This window comes from Agrococcus sp. BE272, assembly GCF_031457935.1.
Classification (GTDB): domain Bacteria; phylum Actinomycetota; class Actinomycetes; order Actinomycetales; family Microbacteriaceae; genus Agrococcus; species Agrococcus sediminis.
This window is the reverse complement of sequence record NZ_JAVDXL010000004.1, coordinates 1-18317: the sequence shown is the minus strand read 5'-3', so window position 1 is coordinate 18317 and position 18317 is coordinate 1. Positions and strand designations below refer to the sequence as shown.

Genomic DNA, 18317 nt, shown 5'->3' with positions numbered 1-18317 from the left:
ACGCCGTGGGATGCTGTGATGACAGGGCAGCCCGAGGGGCGGAGGCGAGATGGCGGAGGGCGCAGTGCGGCGGCCGAACATCCGCGACGTCGCGGCGCGCGCGGGCGTGAGCTACCAGACCGTCTCGCGAGCCCTCAACGGCCACCCGAACGTGCGGCCGGAGACGCTCGCGAAGGTCGAGGCGGCCATCGTCGAGCTCGGCTTCCGCCCGAACGCCGCGGCGCGCGCGCTCGTGCGGCGCAGCTCGCGCACCATCGGCCTGCTGACGCTCCCGACCACCGACTACGGCCCGCAGACGCAGGCGATCGCCATCGAGACCGCCGCCCGGGACGCCGGCTACCGCATCGTGCTGACGAACGCGGCGTCGACGAGCGTCGACGACCTCGCGGCGGGCCTGCGCTTCCTGCGCGAGACGAGCGTCGACGCGCTCGTGGTGAGCGTCGCTGAGACGTCGATGCTCGAGGCGCTCGCGCAGCTGTCGGTGGGCGTGCCGTACGTCACGCTCGAGCCGACCGGGCTCGCGTTCGGGCACAGCGTCGCCATCGACCAGCGGGTCGGGGCGCGGCTCGCGGTCGAGCACCTCGCCGGACTCGGGCACCGCCGGCTGTGGCACCTGCGCGGCCCCGACGGCTCGATCGACGCCGGCGCGCGCGCCCGCGGCTTCGCGGAGCGCACGGGCGAGCTGGGGCTCGCGAGCGAGGGCACCATGGTGGGCGACTGGAGCGCCGACTCGGGCTACGCGATCGGGCGGCGGATGCTCGCCGACGGCGCGCGGGCGGTTGTCGTCGCGAACGACCAGATGGCCCTCGGCCTCATGCACGCGTGCCGCGACGCGGGGCTCTCGGTGCCGGGCGACGTGTCGATCGTCGGCTTCGACGACGTGCCGGAGGCGGCGCACTACCCGACGGCGCTCACGACCGTGCGGCAGGAGTTCGAGCAGGTCGGCACGGCCGCGATGCGGGTGCTGCTCGACGACCTCGCCGGCCGCGCCGGCCTCGTGCACCTGCGCATCCCGCCGGTGCTCATCGAGCGCGGCTCGACCGCCGCGCCCGCGGCCTGACCGCACGCCGCTGCTGCCGCGTGCCGTCGCGCCGGCGGCATCCCCGTGCCCGAAAGGTCACGATTCGATCACGACGTAGCGAATTGTGACCGTTTCGCATACAGTGGCGTCACTGCACCGTGGCAGCCGTCGCGAGCGCAGCCCGAAGCCACGACGACGGAGTCAGCGAATGAGCGCAGCGAGCGAGACCTCGAGCAGCCCGGCGGGCATCCCCGCGGCCGCCGCCGCAGGCGATCAGCACGTCATCGGCATCGACTTCGGCACGCTGAGCGGGCGGGCGATCGTCGTCCGCGTCGCCGACGGCGCCGAGCTCGGCACCGCGGTGCACGAGTACGCCAACGCCGTCATCGACGACCGGCTCCCGGCGACCGGCGACCGCCTGCCGCCGGAGTGGGCGCTGCAGGAGCCCAACGACTGGCTCGAGGTGCTGCGCCGCGCCGTCCCGGCCGCGCTCCACGCATCCGGCATCGACCCCGCGACCGTGATCGGCGTCGGCACCGACTTCACCGCATCCACTCCCATGCCCGTCACGGCCGACGGCACGCCGCTGTGCCGCGTCGACGGCCTCGCCGGCCGGCCGCACGCCTACCCGAAGCTCTGGAAGCACCACGCCGCGCAGGCCCAGGCCGACCGCATCAACGCCCTCGCCGAGGAGCGCGGGGAGCCGTGGCTCGCGCGCTACGGCGGCGCCATCTCGAGCGAGTGGGAGTTCGCCAAGGCGCTGCAGATCCTGGAGGAGGACCCGGAGGTCTACGCCCGCATCGACCACTGGGTCGAGGCGGCCGACTGGATCGTCTGGCAGCTCACCGGCGACTACGTGCGCAACGCGTGCACCGCGGGCTACAAGGGCATCCTGCAGGACGGCGCCTACCCGAGCCGCGACTACCTCGCCGCGCTCAACCCCGGCTTCGCCGACTTCGAGCGCAAGCTCGATGCGCACATCGGGCAGCTCGGCGAGCGCGCGGGCACGCTCACCGACGCCGCCGCCGCGCTCATGGGCCTGCCCGCCGGCATCGCCGTCGCGGTGGGCAACGTCGACGCGCACGTCACCGCGCCCGCCGCGAAGGCGACGGCACCCGGCGACATGCTCGCGATCATGGGCACGAGCACGTGCCACGTCATGTCGAGCGAGACGCTCACCGAGGTGCCCGGCATGTGCGGCGTCGTCGACGGCGGCATCGTCGCCGGCCAGTGGGGCTACGAGGCGGGCCAGTCGGGCGTCGGCGACATCCTCGCCTGGTACGTCGCCAACCAGGTGCCGCCCGCGATCCACGACGCCGCACGCGCAGCGGGGCGGAGCGTGCACGAGCACCTCACCGAGCTCGCGTGGGCCGAGCCGGTCGGCGCGCACGGGCTCATCGCGCTCGACTGGCACAACGGCAACCGCTCGGTGCTCGTCGACGCCAACCTCTCCGGGCTGCTCGTGGGCACCACGATCGCGACCCGCGCCGAGCAGGTCTACCGCGCGCTCGTGGAGGCCACCGCCTTCGGCACGCGCGTGATCGTCGAGGCGTTCGCGGGGGCCGGCGTGCCCGTGCAGCGCTTCTTCGCCGCCGGCGGGCTGCTGCGCAACCGCCACCTGATGCAGACCTACGCCGACGTGCTCGGCATGCCGATCTCGGTGATCGGCAGCGAGCAGGGCCCGGCGCTCGGCTCGGCGATCCACGCCGCGGTCGCGGCCGGCGCCTACCCCGACACCGTCGCGGCCGGTGAGGCGATGGGCAACGTCGTGCACGACGCGTACGTGCCCGGTCCCGACGCCGAGCCGTACGACGCCCTCTACCGCGAGTACCGAGAGCTGCACGACCTCTTCGGCCGCGGCGGCAGCGACGTCATGCGGCGCCTCAAGGCCATCCGCCGCCAGGCGCTCGCGGGTGCCCAGCAGCCGGCCGCCGAGGTGCCCGCATGAGCCGCGACGCCGCGATCCGCGCCGTCCGCGAGGAGGTCGCGGCGCTCCACGGCGAGCTCGTCCGCTACGGCCTCGTGGTCTGGACGGGCGGCAACGTCTCGGGCCGCGTGCCCGGCGAGGAGCTCTTCGTCATCAAGCCCTCCGGCGTCTCCTACGACGACCTCACCCCCGAGTCGATGATCCTGTGCGACCTCGACGGCCGCGTCGTGCCCGGCTCCCAGGGCTCCGAGCGCTCGCCGTCGAGCGACACCGCCGCCCACGCGCACGTCTACCGCCACATGCCCGAGGTGGGCGGCGTCGTGCACACGCACTCGACCTACGCGACCGCATGGGCGGCGCGCGGCGAGGCGATCCCGTGCCACATCACCGCGATGGCCGACGAGTTCGGCGGCGAGATCCCGATCGGCCCGTTCGCGATCATCGGCGACGACTCGATCGGCCGCGGCATCGTCGAGACGCTCGCCGGGCACCGCTCGCGCGCCGTGCTCATGCAGAACCACGGCCCCTTCACCATCGGCCGCGACGCGCGCGACGCCGTCAAGGCGGCCGTCATGTGCGAGGACGTCGCGCGCACCATGCACATCGCCCGCGCCGGCGGCGCCACGATCCCCATCGACCCCGCCGCGATCGATGCGCTCTTCGACCGCTACCAGCACGTCTACGGCCAGCAGGCCACGCAGGAGGACCACCAGTGACGAGCATCATCCCCGATCCCGCGTCGAAGGTCGTCTGGTTCCTCACCGGCAGCCAGGGCCTCTACGGCGAGGAGACGCTCGCGCAGGTGGCGTCGCAGTCGCGCGAGGTCGCCGCGCTGCTGTCGGCGGCGGCAGACATCCCCGTCACGATCGAGTGGCGCCCCGTGCTCACCTCGGCCGACGCCATCCGCCGCGCCGCGCTCGAGGCCAACGCCGACGACGACGTGGTCGGCGTGATCGCGTGGATGCACACCTTCAGCCCCGCCAAGATGTGGATCGCGGGTCTCGAGGCGCTCGCGAAGCCGATGCTGCACCTGCACACGCAGCACAACGTCGCCCTGCCGTGGAGCGAGATCGACTTCGACTTCATGAACCTCAACCAGGCCGCGCACGGCGACCGCGAGTTCGGCTACCTCGCCGCGCGCCTCGGCGTGCCCCGCACGATCGTCGTCGGTCACGCATCCGCCCCGCGCGTCCGCGCGCAGGTCGGCACGTGGTCGCGCGCCGCGCTCGGCACCGCGGCGCTGCGGTCGCTCAAGGTCGCGCGGTTCGGCGACAACATGCGCTTCGTGGCCGTCACCGAGGGCGACAAGACCGAGGCCGAGATCCGCCTCGGCACCCAGATCAACACGTGGGGCGTGACCGAGCTGGCGGATGCGGTGGCGGCGGCCGACGAGGCGGCGGTCGCCGCGCTCGTCGACGAGTACGTCGCGAGCTACGACATCGCCCCCGAGCTGCTCCCCGGCGGCGACCGCCACGCGTCGCTCGTCGACGGCGCGCGCATCGAGGCGGGCCTGCGCGGCTTCCTCGAGGAGGGAGGCTTCGGCGCCTTCACCACGAGCTTCGAGGATCTCGGGTCGCTGCCGCAGCTGCCGGGCCTCGCGGTGCAGCGGCTCATGGCCGACGGCTACGGCTTCGGCGCCGAGGGCGACTGGAAGACCGCGATCCTCGTGCACGCCGCCGCCCACATGGGCGCCGGGCTGCCCGGCGGCGCGAGCCTCATGGAGGACTACACGTACCACCTGGTCGAGGGCGAGGAGGTCATCCTCGGCGCGCACATGCTCGAGGTGAGCCCGTCGCTCACGACCTCCCGCCCCCGGCTCGAGGTGCACCCGCTCGGCATCGGCGGCAAGGATGACCCCGTCCGCCTGGTCTTCACGGCCGACCCGGGCCCCGCGGTCGTGGTGGCGCTCAGCGACATGCGCGAGCGCTTCCGCATGACCGCGAACGCCGTCGAGAACGTGGCGCTGCCCGAGCCGATGCCGAAGCTCCCCGTCGGGCACGCCGTCTGGCGGCCTGCGCCCGACCTCGCCACGTCGGCGACCGCCTGGCTCACCGCGGGCGCAGCCCACCACACGGTCATGTCGACCCAGGTCGGCATCGACGCCTTCCGCGAGCTCGCCCGCCAGTCGGGCATCGAGTTCCTCGCCATCGACGACGCCACCACGACCGAGGGCTTCGAGCGCGAGGTGCGCTGGAACGCCGCCTACCACCGACTCGCACAGGGGCTGGGCTGACGCCCGACCCCTCGCCGCGGCCCTCCCGGCCGCACCAACCCCCGCCGCATCGCGGCACCCCAGGAAAGGAAACACAGTGAAGAAGCACCGCATCCTCGGCGCTGTCGCTGCAGCGGGAGTCATCGCGCTCCTCGCCACCGGCTGCGGCCGTGGCGGCACGGCAGAGCCCGCCGCGAGCGACGGCGCCGACACCGGCGGCCAGGGCCAGATCGTGGGCGTCGCCATGCCGACGCAGCAGTCGGAGCGCTGGATCGCCGACGGCGCGAACGTGCAGTCGCAGCTCGAGGAGCTCGGCTACACGGTCGACCTGCAGTACGCGAACGACGACATCCCGACCCAGGTCTCGCAGATCGAGAACATGATCTCCTCGGGCGCCGAGGCCCTGATCATCGCCTCGATCGACGGCACGACCCTGACCGATGTCCTCGCGCAGGCGGGCGACGCCGGCATCCCCGTCATCGCCTACGACCGCCTCATCAACGGCAGCCCGAACGTCGACTACTACACGACGTTCGACAACTACCAGGTGGGCGTGCAGCAGGCGACGAGCCTCTTGACCGGCCTCGGCGTGCTCGACGAGAGCGGCGAGCGCACCGACGAGGCGGGCCCGTTCAACATCGAGCTCTTCGCGGGCAGCCCCGACGACAACAACGCGACGTTCTTCTGGAACGGCGCGATGGACACGCTGCAGCCGCTCATCGACGAGGGCGTGCTCGAGGTGCCCAGCGGCCAGGTCGAGTTCGAGCAGGCGGCGATCCTCCGCTGGCTGCCCGAGACTGCGCAGGAGCGCATGGAGAACATCCTCACCGTCATCGGCGACACCCGCCTCGACGGCGTGCTCTCGCCCTACGACGGCCTGTCGATCGGCATCATCTCGGCGCTCACGTCGGGCGGCTACTCGACCGACGCCCTGCCGGTCATCACCGGCCAGGACGCGGAGGTCGGCTCGGTGCAGTCGATCATCGCCGGCGAGCAGTACTCGACGATCTTCAAGGACACGCGACTGCTCGCCGAGCAGGCCGTGGCCATGGTTGACGCGCTGCTGAGCGGCGAGGAGCCTGAGGTCAACGACACGGAGACCTACGACAACGGCGAGCTCATCGTGCCGTCGTACCTCCTCGAGTCGACCATCGTGACGGTCGACAACTACGAAGAGGTGCTCATCGAGTCGGGCTACTACGACGAGGGCGACCTCTAGGAACGGTCTGGGGCGGGGGCACGAGCCCCCGCCCCGCACCGCCGCTCCGGCGGCGAGAAACGGAAGGAGGGACGACCGTGACGGCGATCCTCGAGATGCGCGGCATCACCAAGGAGTTCCCCGGCGTGAAGGCGCTCGCCGACGTGAACCTCACCGTCGAGCGCGGCGAGGTGCACGCCATCTGCGGCGAGAACGGCGCAGGCAAGTCCACGCTCATGAAGGTGCTCTCGGGCGTCTACCCGCACGGCACGTACGACGGCGAGATCGTCTTCGAGGCCGAGCCGGTCGAGTTCCGCTCGATCACCGACTCCGAGCACAAGGGGATCGTGATCATCCACCAGGAGCTGGCGCTCAGCCCGCACCTGTCGCTGGCCGAGAACATCTTCCTCGGCAACGAGATCGTCGGCCGCGGCGGCCTCATCGACTGGCACGCCACGAACACCGAGGCGCAGCGCCTGCTCGCCCGCGTCGGGCTCGGCGACAACCCCGCCGTGCGCGCGAACGAGGTGGGCGTCGGCAAGCAGCAGCTCGTCGAGATCGCGAAGGCGCTCTCGAAGGACGTCAAGCTGCTCATCCTCGACGAGCCGACGGCCGCCCTCAACGACGAGGACTCCGCGCACCTGCTCGACCTGATCCGCCACCTCAAGGGGCAGGGGATCACGTCGATCATCATCAGCCACAAGCTCAACGAGATCAAGGCGATCGCCGACAAGGTGACGGTCATCCGCGACGGCCGCACGATCGAGACGCTCGTCACCGACGAGGTCTCCGAGGACCGCATCATCAAGGGCATGGTCGGCCGCGACCTCGAGTCCCGCTACCCGGAGCGGCAGGTGCGCGTCGGCGAGGAGGTCTTCCGCATCGAGGACTGGCGCGTGCACCACCCGACCGAGTCGGGCCGCGTCGTGATCGACGGCGCCAACCTGTCGGTGCGCGCGGGCGAGGTGGTCGGCATCGCCGGCCTCATGGGCGCGGGCCGCACCGAGCTCGCGATGAGCATCTTCGGCCGCTCCTACGGCTCGCACATCACCGGCACCGCATACCTCCACGGCAAGCCCGTCGACGTGCGCACCGTGCCCGCGGCCATCAGCGCGGGGCTCGCGTACGCGACCGAGGACCGCAAGCGCTACGGCCTCAACCTCATCGAGGACATCAAGCGCAACATCTCGGCCGCGGCGCTCGACAAGCTCGTCGGGCGCGTGCTCGTCGACGGCGAGCGGGAGATCCTCGTCGCCGAGGAGTACCGCCGCAGCATGCGCATCAAGACGCCGAGCGTCAACGCGGTCGTCGGCAAGCTCTCCGGCGGCAACCAGCAGAAGGTCGTGCTGTCGAAGTGGCTCTTCACCGACCCCGAGGTGCTCATCCTCGACGAGCCCACCCGCGGCATCGACGTCGGCGCGAAGTACGAGATCTACACGATCATCAACACGCTCGTCGCCGACGGCAAGGCCGTCATCGTCATCTCGTCGGAGCTGCCGGAGCTGCTCGGCATCTGCGACCGCATCTACACGATCTCGGAGGGCAGGGTGACGGGCGAGTTCCCGATCGCCGAGGCCACGCCCGAAGCGCTCATGCAGCGCATGACCCAGGAGAAGGAGGCGGACCATGTCCTCGCCCCGTGACTCGTCCACCCGCGACCTCGCCCCGTCGCCGCTGCGCACCGCGGGCTCGTTCCTGCTCTCGCGCGTGCAGCAGATCGGCATCTTCATCGCGCTGGTGGTGATCATCCTGCTGTTCCAGGGCCTCACCGGCGGCCGGCTGCTCACCGCCGGCAACGTGGCGAACATCATCGTCCAGAACAGCTACATCCTCATCCTCGCCATCGGCATGGTGATGATCATCATCGCCGGCCACATCGACCTCTCGGTCGGCTCGGTCGCGGCCTTCGTCGGCGCCGCCACCGGCGTGATGGTCGTGCAGTGGGGCTGGCCGTGGTGGCTCGGCATCGTCGTCGGCATCGTGCTCGGCGCCGTCGTCGGGGCCTGGCAGGGCTTCTGGGTGGCGGTGGTCGGCATCCCGGCGTTCATCGTGACGCTCGCGGGCATGCTCATCTTCCGCGGCCTGACGCAGATCACGCTCTCGAACACCCAGATCACGCCGTTCCCGACCGAGTACCGGCAACTGGGCGGCGGCTACCTCTTCCCGGAGCTCTTCCCGGCGTCGACGAGCCCCGCGGAGTGGATCACGGTGGGCCTCGGCGTCCTGACGCTCGTGCTCTTCGTCGGCTCGCAGCTGCGCGGCCGCGCGAAGCGCGTGAAGCTCGGCGTCGAGGCGGAGCCGGCCTGGTGGTTCTGGACCCGCACGGGCTTCGGCGCGCTGCTCATCGTGCTCGTCACGTTCCTGCTCGGCATCGCCGAGGGCTCGCGCGGCACCCCGGTCGTGCTCATCGTGCTGGGCGCCCTCATCGTGATCTACACGGTGGTCATGCAGCGCACCCGCTTCGGACGCCACATCTACGCGGTCGGCGGCAACCGGCACGCGGCCGACCTGTCGGGCATCCGCTCGAAGCGCATCGACTTCATGCTGTTCGTCAACATGGGCATCCTCGCCGCGCTCGCCGGCATCGTGTTCACGGGGCGCCTGAACTCGGCCGGCCCCGGCGCGGGCAACCTGTTCGAGCTCGACGCGATCGCGGCGGCGTTCATCGGCGGCGCAGCCGTGCAGGGCGGCATCGGCACGGTGGTCGGCGCGATCACGGGCGGCCTCATCATGGGCGTGCTGAACAACGGCATGTCGCTCATGGGCGTCTCGACCGACTACCAGCAGTTCATCAAGGGCATGGTGCTGCTGCTGGCCGTCGCCTTCGACGTCTACAACAAGCGGCGCTCGCGCTCGCTCGGCTGACGCGCAGCCTCACGACGGCCCCGGGCGGATGCTCGCTCCCGCCGCTCCCGCCGCGTCGATTGGTCACGTTCGGCGATCATTCGCGACGTGTGGCAGCAATTCGTGACCAATCGGCGGAAGGTGCGGATGCTCCGGGGCGGCAGCGGGGACGACCAAGTCGTTCGTCCGGCTAAGGAGGTAGGCTGGACGGACGCAATCTGATACGAAGAGGAACCGCATGCTGCTCGCCATCGTCAACGCCAAGGTCGTGCCCGTCGAGGGCGAGGAGTTCGAGGGCACGATCCTCGTGAGGGACGGCCGGATCGCCGAGCTCGGCGCCGACGTCGCGGTGCCGGAGGGCGCCGAGGTGCTCGACGCCGGCGGCGCGCAGCTGACCCCGGGGCTCGTCGACGCGCACGTGCACCTGGGCGTCAACCCGGAGGGCGACGGGCACACCGCCAACGACACGAACGAGATGACGAACCCCAACACCGCGGGGGTGCGCACGATCGACGCGATCGACCCGTTCGACGAGGGCTTCGACCTCGCGCTCGCCGGCGGCGTGACGACCGTGAACGTCAACCCCGGCTCGGGCAACCCGATCGGCGGCCAGGCGACGACGCTCCACACCCACGGCCGCATCGTCGACCACATGGTGCTGCGCGAGCCGGCGGGCCTGAAGAGCGCCCTCGGCGAGAACCCGAAGCGCGTCTACGGCGAGAAGAAGGTGACGCCGTCGACCCGCATGGGCACGGCCAAGATCCTGCGCGACGCGTTCGTCGCCGCCCAGAACTACCAGGCCCGGATGGCCGACCCCGAGAACGACCGCCACCACGACGTCGACCTGACGATGGAGGCGCTCGGCAAGGTGCTGCGCCGCGAGATCCCGTGGCGCCAGCACGCGCACCGCGCCGACGACATCGTCACCGCGCTGCGCCTCCAGGCCGAGTTCGGCTACGACCTCATCATCGACCACGGCACCGAGGCGCACGTCGTCGCCGACCTGCTCGCCGAGCGCGGCGTGCCCGTGCTCATCGGCCCCCTCTTCACGACGAAGTCGAAGATGGAGCTGCGCAAGCGCTCCATCGCGAACCCCGGCAAGCTCGCGAAGGCGGGCGTCGAGCTCTCGATCATCACCGACCACCCGGTGATCCCCATCTCCTTCCTCGTGCACCAGGCATCCCTCGCCGTCCGCGAGGGGCTCGACCGCGAGACGGCGCTGCGGGCGATCACGGTCAACCCGGCGAAGGCGCTCGGCGTCGACGCCGAGATCGGCTCGATCGAGGTCGGCAAGCGCGCCGACCTCGTGGTCTGGGGCGGCGACTGGATGGACCCGATGGCGCGCCCGCGCACGGTGCTGATCGACGGCCGCATCGTCTTCGAGCACGACGCCGCGACCGGCGCCGAGCGCGTCGCGCCGCGCGACGAGGTGCCGCTCGCCCTGCCCCGGGCGTGACCGCCGCCACGCTCACGTCGCCCGGCGACGCGCTCACGCGGCGGCGCCGCGTCACCACGCTGCTCGTGCTCGGGCTCCTCGCGGGCCTCGGCCCCTTCACGATCGACCTCTACCTGCCGGCCTTCCCGGAGGTGAAGGGCGAGTTCGCCACGACGGATGCGGCCGTGCAGCTGACGCTGTCGGCCACGACCCTCGGCTTCGCCTTCGGGCAGCTCGTGGTCGGCCCGCTCTCCGACCGCATCGGCCGTCGCGCGCCGCTGCTCATCGCCACGAGCGTGCACGTGCTCGCGAGCGTCGGCGTGGCGCTCGCGCCCGACATCGTCTCGCTGTCGCTGCTGCGGATCGTGCAGGGCTTCGGCGCGGCCGCAGGCACCGTCGTCGCGATGGCGATGGTGCGCGACCTCTTCAGCGGCAAGAAGCTCACCACCGCGCTGTCGCGGCTGGCGCTCGTGATCGGCATCGCGCCGATCGCCGCGCCCGTCGTCGGGTCGTGGCTGCTGGGCATCCTGCACTGGCGCGGCCTGTTCTGGGTGCTCGCCGCCTACGCGGTGCTCGTCATCGTGCTGCAGCTGCTCTTCCTGCGCGAGACGCTGCCGCCGCACCTGCGACACGTGCCCGGGCACTCGACGCTGCGGCAGCGCTACCGCTCCGTGCTCACCGACCGCGTCTTCGTCGGCGTCGCCATCATCGGCGCGAGCATCTTCGGCGGCATGTTCGCCTACCTCGCCACCTCATCGCTGCTGCTGCAGGAGGTGTACGGCTTCTCGCCGAGCGGGTTCGGGCTCATCTTCGCGCTCTGCTCGGTGGCGGTGCTCATCGGCACGCAGTCGGCCGGGCGGGCCGCCAACCGGTGGGGGGCCCAATGGGTGCTCGCCGTCTCGACGTCGCTGCTCATCGTGGGCGCCTCGCTCATCGTGGTGCTCGACCTCGCGGGGCTCGGGATCCTCGGGCTCGTGCCGCCGCTGGCGCTCTTCGCGTTCGCGTTCGGGCTGTCGATGCCGTGCGTGCAGACGCTCGCGCTCGCGGGGCATCGCGGCGAGGCGGGCACAGCGGCGTCGCTGCTGGGCGCGCTCAACATGTCGATCGCGGGGCTCGTGAGCCCCATCGTCGGCCTGTTCCGCATCGAGAACGCGATCCCGATGGGCGTCATCATGCTCATCTGCGGCATCCTCGCGACCGCGTCGCTGTGGCTCGTGGTGCGGCCGCGGCAGGTGCCCGCGATCGAGTGATCCTGCCGGGACGCATGCAAGGATGACCGCATGAGCGACGAGCTGGCCAAGGTGCAGGCGGAACTCGAGGCGGCGCGGCGGGCGCAGGCGCAGGCTGAGGCGCGGCTCGCCGAGCTGCAGGCCGGCGAGCAGCGCGCGCGGTCGGATGCGCCGCCGCTGCCCGCGGACGACGCGACCCCGGACGAGGCGCCGCCCGTCGCGGAGACGTTCGCCGAGGCGCCCGAGTCGGCGCCGGCTCCGGCCGATCCCGAGCAGCCTGTCGAGGTCGGCGAGACGGTGGAGCCCGTCGAGCACGACGGCCCGCTCTCCGACGACGAGGTCGCCGCGGTGCGCGAGGGCTACGCCTTCGAGGGCCCCGTGCTCGAGATGGGAGCGCTCGTCAACGGCGACCCCGACCCGCAGACGCCCATCCGCATCCCGCTCGCCATGATGAACCGGCACGGCCTCATCGCCGGCGCCACCGGCACCGGCAAGACGAAGACCCTGCAGGTGCTCGCCGAGCAGCTCTCGGCCGCCGGCGTGCCCGTCTTCGCCGCCGACATCAAGGGCGACCTCTCCGGCGTCGCCACCCCGGGCGAGTCGAGCGACAAGCTGCTCGCCCGCACCGCGGGCATCGGGCAGGCATGGCAGGGCGCCGCGTCGCCCGTGGAGTACTTCGCGCTCGGCGGCGAGGGCGTGGGCGTGCCGATCCGCGCGACCGTGCTGTCGTTCGGCCCGACGCTGCTCGCCAAGGTGCTCGGCCTCAACGACACGCAGGAGTCGAGCCTCGGCATCGTCTTCGCCTACGCCGACGAGCAGCGGCTGCCGCTCGTCGACCTCAAGGACCTGCGCGAGCTGCTGCTGTGGCTCACCGGCGACGAGGGCAAGGCGGAGCTCAAGCGCCTCGGCGGCATCTCGACGCAGACCGCGGGCGTCATCCTCCGCGAGATCACCGCGTTCAGCGAGCAGGGCGCCGACGTCTTCTTCGGCGAGCCCGAGATCGACACGCGCGAGCTCATGCGCGTCGCCGAGGACGGCCGGGGCGTCATCAGCCTGCTCGAGGTGCCGGGCGTCGCCAGCCAGCCCGCGCTGTTCTCGACGTTCCTCATGTGGCTGCTCGCCGACCTGTTCGAGGACCTTCCGGAGGTCGGCGACATCGACCGGCCGAAGCTCGTGTTCTTCTTCGACGAGGCGCACCTGCTGTTCAAGGACGCCTCCAAGGACTTCCTGGCCGCCATCACCCAGACCGTGCGGCTCATCCGCTCGAAGGGCGTCGGCATCGTCTTCGTCACGCAGACGCCGAAGGACGTGCCCGCCGACGTGCTCGCGCAGCTCGGCTCGCGCGTGCAGCACCAGCTGCGCGCGCACACGCCCGACGACGCGACCGCGCTGCGGGCCACCGTGCGCACCTACCCGCGCAGCGGCTACGACCTCGAGCAGGTGCTCACCAGCCTCGGCATCGGCGAGGCGATTGTGACCGTCATGGACGAGCGCGGCGCGCCCACCCCGGTCGCCTGGACGCGCCTGCGCGCGCCGCAGGGCTCGATGGACCCCACGCCCGAGGCCGCGATGCAGCGCACCGTGCAGGCCTCGCCGCTGCTCGAGCGCTACGGCACCGCCGTCGACCGGGAGTCGGCGTACGAGATCCTGCAGGCGAAGCTCGAGGCCGCGCAGCGGGCGGAGCAGGATGCCGAGGCTCGCCGGGCCGCGCAGGAGGAGGCCGAGCGGCTCGAGCGCGAGGCCCGGCGCAACGGCTCGGGCTCGCGCTCCGGCTCGCGCTCCCGTGACAGCGGCGGCAACGTCGTCACCGACTTCATCGGGTCGCGCACCGGGCAGTCGATCATCCGCGAGATCGTGCGCGGCGTCTTCGGCAACCGTCGCCGGTGAGCGCGACCGAGACCCCCGAGACCGGCGAGCGGCCGCACGGCATCGCCGCCCTGACGGAGACGCTCCGCGGTCAGCTCCTGTCCGTCGCGGTGCTCTCGCTCGTGCTGATCGTGCTGACGGTCGTCGCGCCGGGCGTCTGGGACGGGCCATGGCTGTGGGCGGCCGTCGCCGTGGTCGTGGCGGCGACCGGGCTGGCGGCGCTCGGGCAGGGCCCGCTCTACGACGCGAACTGGCTGCCGGTGCTCGTGCCGGCGCTGGACCTGCTCACGATCATGCTGCTCCTCGGCGACTCCGCGGTGCCGCGGATCGTCGCGATGCTCGCCGTCGTGCCGGCGTTCTGGCTGGGCTTCGTCGGGCGCCGTCGGGGCGTCGTCATCGTGGCGCTCGGCGGCGCCGCGATGAGCGCCGCGATGGCGCTCCACATCGGCGGCTCGACGGGCACGACCTTGACGGCGAACGCCGTCGGCGCGGTGCTCGTGCCGCTCGCGCTCATCGCCGCCGCGTCCTTCGCCGACAGCTACACCGGCAGGATCGACCACCAGCAGCTCGCGATCCTCGAGCGCGAGCGCGACAAGACCGCGATGGCCCGCCAGCTGGTCGCGGACGGCGCGCTCCTCGAGACCGTCTTCGAGACCGCGCGCGTCGGCCTGCTCCTGCTCGGCCCCCATGGCGAGATCCAGAGGATGAACGGCACGCTCGCGGGCCACCCGGCGCTCGCGAGCACGAGCGCCCCCGCAGCGCTCGCCGGCGCGAGCTTCCTCGAGCTCGAGTCGCGGCAGACGATCCCCAAGCTCGAGAGCCCGTTCGTCCGTGCCGCGCGAGGCGAGTCGTTCGACAACCTCGCGTTCTGGGTGGAGCGACCGGGGGAGGATCTCATCGCGGTCACGATGTCCTCGCGGCCGCTGATCGTCGAGGGCGAGTTCCGCGGCTCGATCGCGTCGATCGACGACATCACCCGGTACATGCGCATGCTCGAGGATCGCGACGACTTCGTCGCCCTCGTCTCGCACGAGCTGCGCACGCCGCTCACCTCGATCTCCGGCTACCTCGAGCTCGCCCTCGACGAGGAGCTGCCCGCCGACCTGCGCTCCTGGCTCGAGATCGTGCGCCGCAACACCGACCGCCTGCGCGCGCTCGTCGAGGACCTCCTGATCGTCGGCGAGATGAGCCGCGGCGAGCTGCACCTGCACCCGCACGACGTCGACGTGCGCCAGGTCGCCGAGCAGGCCGTCGCCACGCTCGAGCACCGCGCTCGCCGCCGCGGCGTCGTGCTCCGGCTCGCCGACGGCCCCGCCGCGCCTGTGCAGGCCGACGAGCGCCGGCTCGCCCAGGTGCTCGAGAACCTCATCTCGAACGGCATCAAGTACACGCGCGACGACGGGAGCGTCGACGTCGTCGTCGAGGTCGACGGGCCGGATGCGGTCGTGCGGGTCGTCGACGACGGGCCCGGGATCGAGGCGGCCGAGGCCGACCGCGTCTTCGAGCGCTTCTACCGCGCGTCGTCCGCCCGCGCATCCGCCGTCCCCGGCGCAGGGCTCGGGCTGTGGATCTGCCGCTCGATCGTGCACGCGCACGGCGGCTCGATCGCCTTCGAGAGCGAGCCCGGCACGGGCTCAGCCGCGACCGTCCGCCTGCCGCTGTCCTGACGCATCCGCCTCGGCGAAGCCCGTGCGGGTCATCTCGCCCCACACCTGCTGCGTGCCGGCGATGCCCGCCCACCAGCCCTGCAGGCGCCAGATCGCCGTGAGCTGGCGGTAGCCGAGGTTCTCGGCGACGATGGCCCACAGCGTCGCGCCGAGGTCGCGCCAGCGCTCGTAGCGGTGGAAGCTCGCCTCCTCGACGATCACCGCGGCGAGCGTCACGAGCGCGCCGTAGCCGTAGGAGACGAGCAGCAGCAGCAGCGCCATGCCGGGGTCGACGGCGCCCACGGCGAGGCCGAGCACCACGAGCACGATGCCGACCACCTCGATGAGCGGCGCGAGCAGCTCGAACAGCCAGTAGTAGGGGAGCGCGAGCATGCCGACGCGGCCGTATCGGGGATTGAGGAGCGCCCGGCGGTAGCCCCACAGCACCTCCCACAGGCCCCGGTGCCAGCGGCGGCGCTGGCGGGCGAGCACGCGGAGGGTCGACGGCGCCTCGGTCCAGCTGACCGGCTCGGCGACGAACTCGACCCGCGCGTCGCGGCGCCCCTCGTGGATCCAGCGCTGGATGCGCATCACGAGCTCGAAGTCCTCGCCGATCGAGTCGGGGTCGAGGCCGCCGACCTCGATGAGCACGTCGCGGCGGAACATGCCGAACGCGCCGGAGATGAGGATGAGCGCCTGCAGGTCGGACCACGCGGTGCGGCCGAGCAGGAACGCGCGCAGGTACTCGACGACCTGGATGCGCGCGATGAGCTGCCGCGGCATGCGGATCTCGGTGATGCGGCCGCCCTGCACGCGGCTGTTGTTGACGATCCGCACGACGCCGCCGGTCGCGACGACGCGCTCGGGGTCGTCGGCGAAGGGCTTGGACACCGACAGCAGGGCGTCGGGCTCGAGGATCGAGTCGGCGTCGACCATCACCACGAGCTCCTTCGCGGCGAGGTCGAGGCCGACGTTGACCGAGTCGGAGCGGCCGGAGTTCTCCTTGTCGACGACCGTGAGCGGCACCGCGCCGCCGCGGGAGCGCCAGACGCGGCGGATCGTGCCGCGCACCGGCACGCGGCCGGGGATGTCGCGGTCGTCCTCGACGAGGTCGAACTCCTCGAGCAGCACGCGCATCGTGTCGTCGGCGCTGCCGTCGTTGACGACGATCACCTCGTGGTCGGGGTAGCGCAGGTCGAGCACCGAGCGCACGCTCGTGCGGATGACGGCCGCCTCGTTGTAGGCGGGCACGATCACGCTGACGCCGAGGCTGAGCGGCGAGGCGGCCATCGCGTCGTCGCCGCGGTGCTCGCTGCGGCGCAGGTAGCGGGCGAAGTGGCGGGCGGCGATCAGGATCAGCACCAGCAGCGCCGTGTTCGACAGCAGGAAGTAGATCGCCGACGGCCACGCGAGGACGGCGAAGACCGCCTCGAGCGCGTCGTGGAGCCACGTCATGCGGCAGCCCTCCTCGGCAGGCCCGAGGCTCGCCGCACGCCGGGCTCGCCCTCCGCGCCGATCGCGGCCAGCGCATCCGCGCTCCACGCCGCCGGCATCGCGGCCAGCGTGCGGGCGGCCGCCTCGCCGGCCGTGCCGCCCCCGAGCGCTGTCGCGAGCAGCGACGGCACCGCCTCGCGCACCGGGAGCCGCTCGAGCGACCGCATGGCGGCGGCGCCGACCGCCTCGTGCTCGTCGTCGATGAGCCGAGCGAGCGGCGCGCCGGCGCCCGGCGCCTGGATGAGTCCTGCGACGCGCGCGGCGCCGCGGCGCACGCCGGCGTCGGGGTGGTCGAGCGCGTCGCGCACGCGCTCGCCCGCGGCGGCGCCCTGCTGCACGAGGGCGGAGGCGGCGACGCTGATGGGGATGCCGCTGTCGAGCGCGAGCGCGGCGATGACGCGGTCGACGGCCGCGGGGTCGTCGAACGCACCGAGCGCCCGCACGGCGACGGTGCGCACCTCGGGGGAGCGGTCGCCGGCGAGCGCCTGCAGCAGCTCGAGCGCCCCGGCCGGCGCGAGCAGCCCGAGCGCCTCCGCGGCGTCGGCGCGGCGCACCGGATCGCGGTCGGCGACGGCCGCGATGACCCTGGGGACGAGGCCGGATGCGTCGGCCACGGCCCGCAGGCGATCGGCCGCCTCGCCGGTGACGTCGCGCAGCATGAGCGACGCAGATCGGCCCACGTGCGCGCGCTCCGGGGCGCTGAGGGCCCGCACGCGGTCGAGCAGCGCGTCGATCTCGTCGTCCTCGGCGATGGTCGCCTCGAGCACCAGGGGGCGCAGGCGCGCGTCGAGCCGAGCGTCGCGCCGGTCGTGGCGTCGGCGCAGCGTGCGCTGCGCGATGAGGGCGATCAGCATCAGGACCACCACCGCGGATGTGGCGAGCAGCACCGCCTGCAGCACCGCTGGGGCGGGCAGCGGGCTCATCCGATGACGGCGGTGACGCGCGCGAGCAGCGCCCGCGGGCTGAACGGCTTCGTGACGTACTGGTCGGCTCCGGCGGCGAAGCCCGCCTCGATGTCCTTCTCCTGGCCGCGGGCGGTCAGCAGGATGACCGGGGTCTCGTCGCCGCGGTCGCGCAGCGCGCGCAGCACGTCGATGCCCGACATGCCCGGCATCATCACGTCGAGCACGATGACGTCCCAGCCGCCCTCGACGGCCGCCTCGAGCGCCTGCGAGCCGTCCTCGCGAGTCACGATCTCGTGGCCCGCCGACTCGAGCTTGATCGCGACGAGGTCGCGGATGTCGCGGTCGTCGTCGACGACGAGGATGCGGCCGCTCACCGCACCGCTCCAGCGCGGCGCATCAGCGGCGCAGGACTGCTTGGGCACATGGCGAGCTCCAACGTGACGAGTCTGACTGCCGTGGCTCAAACCTACACGGAGGCGGAACGCGACGACGCGGGACATCCGTGCTCGATGTCCCGCGTCATCACAGGGCGGAGGATGG

The 18317-nt window shown here is 72.4% G+C and carries 14 protein-coding genes; 11 read left to right on the top strand and 3 right to left on the bottom strand.

What is annotated here, in order from left to right; translation table 11 throughout:
• Positions 1-49 precede the first annotated feature (49 nt).
• From J2X49_RS11895 to J2X49_RS11845, 11 genes are all read left to right on the top strand, one after another.
• A complete protein-coding gene (locus tag J2X49_RS11895; RefSeq protein ID WP_310126590.1) occupies positions 50-1060 on the top strand; it encodes a substrate-binding domain-containing protein in 1011 nt (336 codons plus the stop codon).
• 169 nt (positions 1061-1229) lie between these two features.
• On the top strand, positions 1230-2969 hold the full coding sequence (araB, locus tag J2X49_RS11890; protein ID WP_128188352.1) for a ribulokinase: 1740 nt from the start codon (positions 1230-1232) through the stop codon (positions 2967-2969).
• Complete coding sequence (locus tag J2X49_RS11885) at positions 2966-3664, top strand: L-ribulose-5-phosphate 4-epimerase (protein ID WP_310126587.1); 699 nt, start codon at positions 2966-2968, stop codon at positions 3662-3664. Before araB ends, J2X49_RS11885 begins: the two co-directional genes overlap by 4 nt.
• Complete coding sequence (gene araA, locus J2X49_RS11880) at positions 3661-5181, top strand: L-arabinose isomerase (RefSeq protein WP_310126585.1); 1521 nt, start codon at positions 3661-3663, stop codon at positions 5179-5181. Before J2X49_RS11885 ends, araA begins: the two co-directional genes overlap by 4 nt.
• Positions 5182-5257: 76 nt before the next feature.
• Positions 5258-6379 (top strand): multiple monosaccharide ABC transporter substrate-binding protein, encoded by a 1122-nt coding sequence (gene chvE, locus J2X49_RS11875; RefSeq protein ID WP_128188350.1) that lies wholly within the window; start codon positions 5258-5260, stop codon positions 6377-6379.
• Between the two features lie 95 nt (positions 6380-6474).
• Positions 6475-8001, top strand: coding sequence for a multiple monosaccharide ABC transporter ATP-binding protein (gene mmsA, locus J2X49_RS11870; protein WP_310126839.1), 1527 nt, complete (start codon positions 6475-6477; stop codon positions 7999-8001).
• Positions 7985-9223: a multiple monosaccharide ABC transporter permease gene (gene mmsB / locus J2X49_RS11865; RefSeq protein ID WP_146358166.1), complete on the top strand. Its 1239-nt coding sequence runs from the start codon at positions 7985-7987 to the stop codon at positions 9221-9223. Before mmsA ends, mmsB begins: the two co-directional genes overlap by 17 nt.
• A gap of 217 nt (positions 9224-9440) precedes the next feature.
• Entirely contained in the window at positions 9441-10658 is a 1218-nt protein-coding gene (locus J2X49_RS11860; protein ID WP_310126580.1) for an amidohydrolase, read from the top strand.
• Positions 10655-11887 carry a multidrug effflux MFS transporter gene (locus tag J2X49_RS11855; RefSeq protein WP_146358170.1) on the top strand — a complete coding sequence of 411 codons (1233 nt, stop codon included), beginning with the start codon at positions 10655-10657 and terminating at the stop codon, positions 11885-11887. Before J2X49_RS11860 ends, J2X49_RS11855 begins: the two co-directional genes overlap by 4 nt.
• Before the next feature lie 30 nt (positions 11888-11917).
• Positions 11918-13753: a helicase HerA-like domain-containing protein gene (locus J2X49_RS11850; protein WP_310126573.1), complete on the top strand. Its 1836-nt coding sequence runs from the start codon at positions 11918-11920 to the stop codon at positions 13751-13753.
• Positions 13750-15399: a HAMP domain-containing sensor histidine kinase gene (locus tag J2X49_RS11845; RefSeq protein WP_310126570.1), complete on the top strand. Its 1650-nt coding sequence runs from the start codon at positions 13750-13752 to the stop codon at positions 15397-15399. The genes J2X49_RS11850 and J2X49_RS11845 overlap by 4 nt, the downstream gene beginning before the upstream one ends.
• Here the strand turns inward: J2X49_RS11845 and J2X49_RS11840 are convergent.
• The 3 genes from J2X49_RS11840 to J2X49_RS11830 are packed head-to-tail and all read right to left on the bottom strand — an operon-like array spanning position 15367 to position 18199.
• Positions 15367-16833: a glycosyltransferase gene (locus J2X49_RS11840; RefSeq protein WP_146358176.1), complete on the bottom strand. Its 1467-nt coding sequence runs from the start codon at positions 16831-16833 to the stop codon at positions 15367-15369. The two genes, J2X49_RS11845 and J2X49_RS11840, sit on opposite strands and share 33 nt — an antisense overlap.
• Positions 16830-17795 carry a HEAT repeat domain-containing protein gene (locus J2X49_RS11835; RefSeq protein WP_310126564.1) on the bottom strand — a complete coding sequence of 322 codons (966 nt, stop codon included), beginning with the start codon at positions 17793-17795 and terminating at the stop codon, positions 16830-16832. Before J2X49_RS11835 ends, J2X49_RS11840 begins: the two co-directional genes overlap by 4 nt.
• Positions 17792-18199, bottom strand: coding sequence for a response regulator (locus J2X49_RS11830; protein WP_310126561.1), 408 nt, complete (start codon positions 18197-18199; stop codon positions 17792-17794). The genes J2X49_RS11835 and J2X49_RS11830 overlap by 4 nt, the downstream gene beginning before the upstream one ends.
• Between the last annotated feature and the right edge of the window lie 118 nt (positions 18200-18317).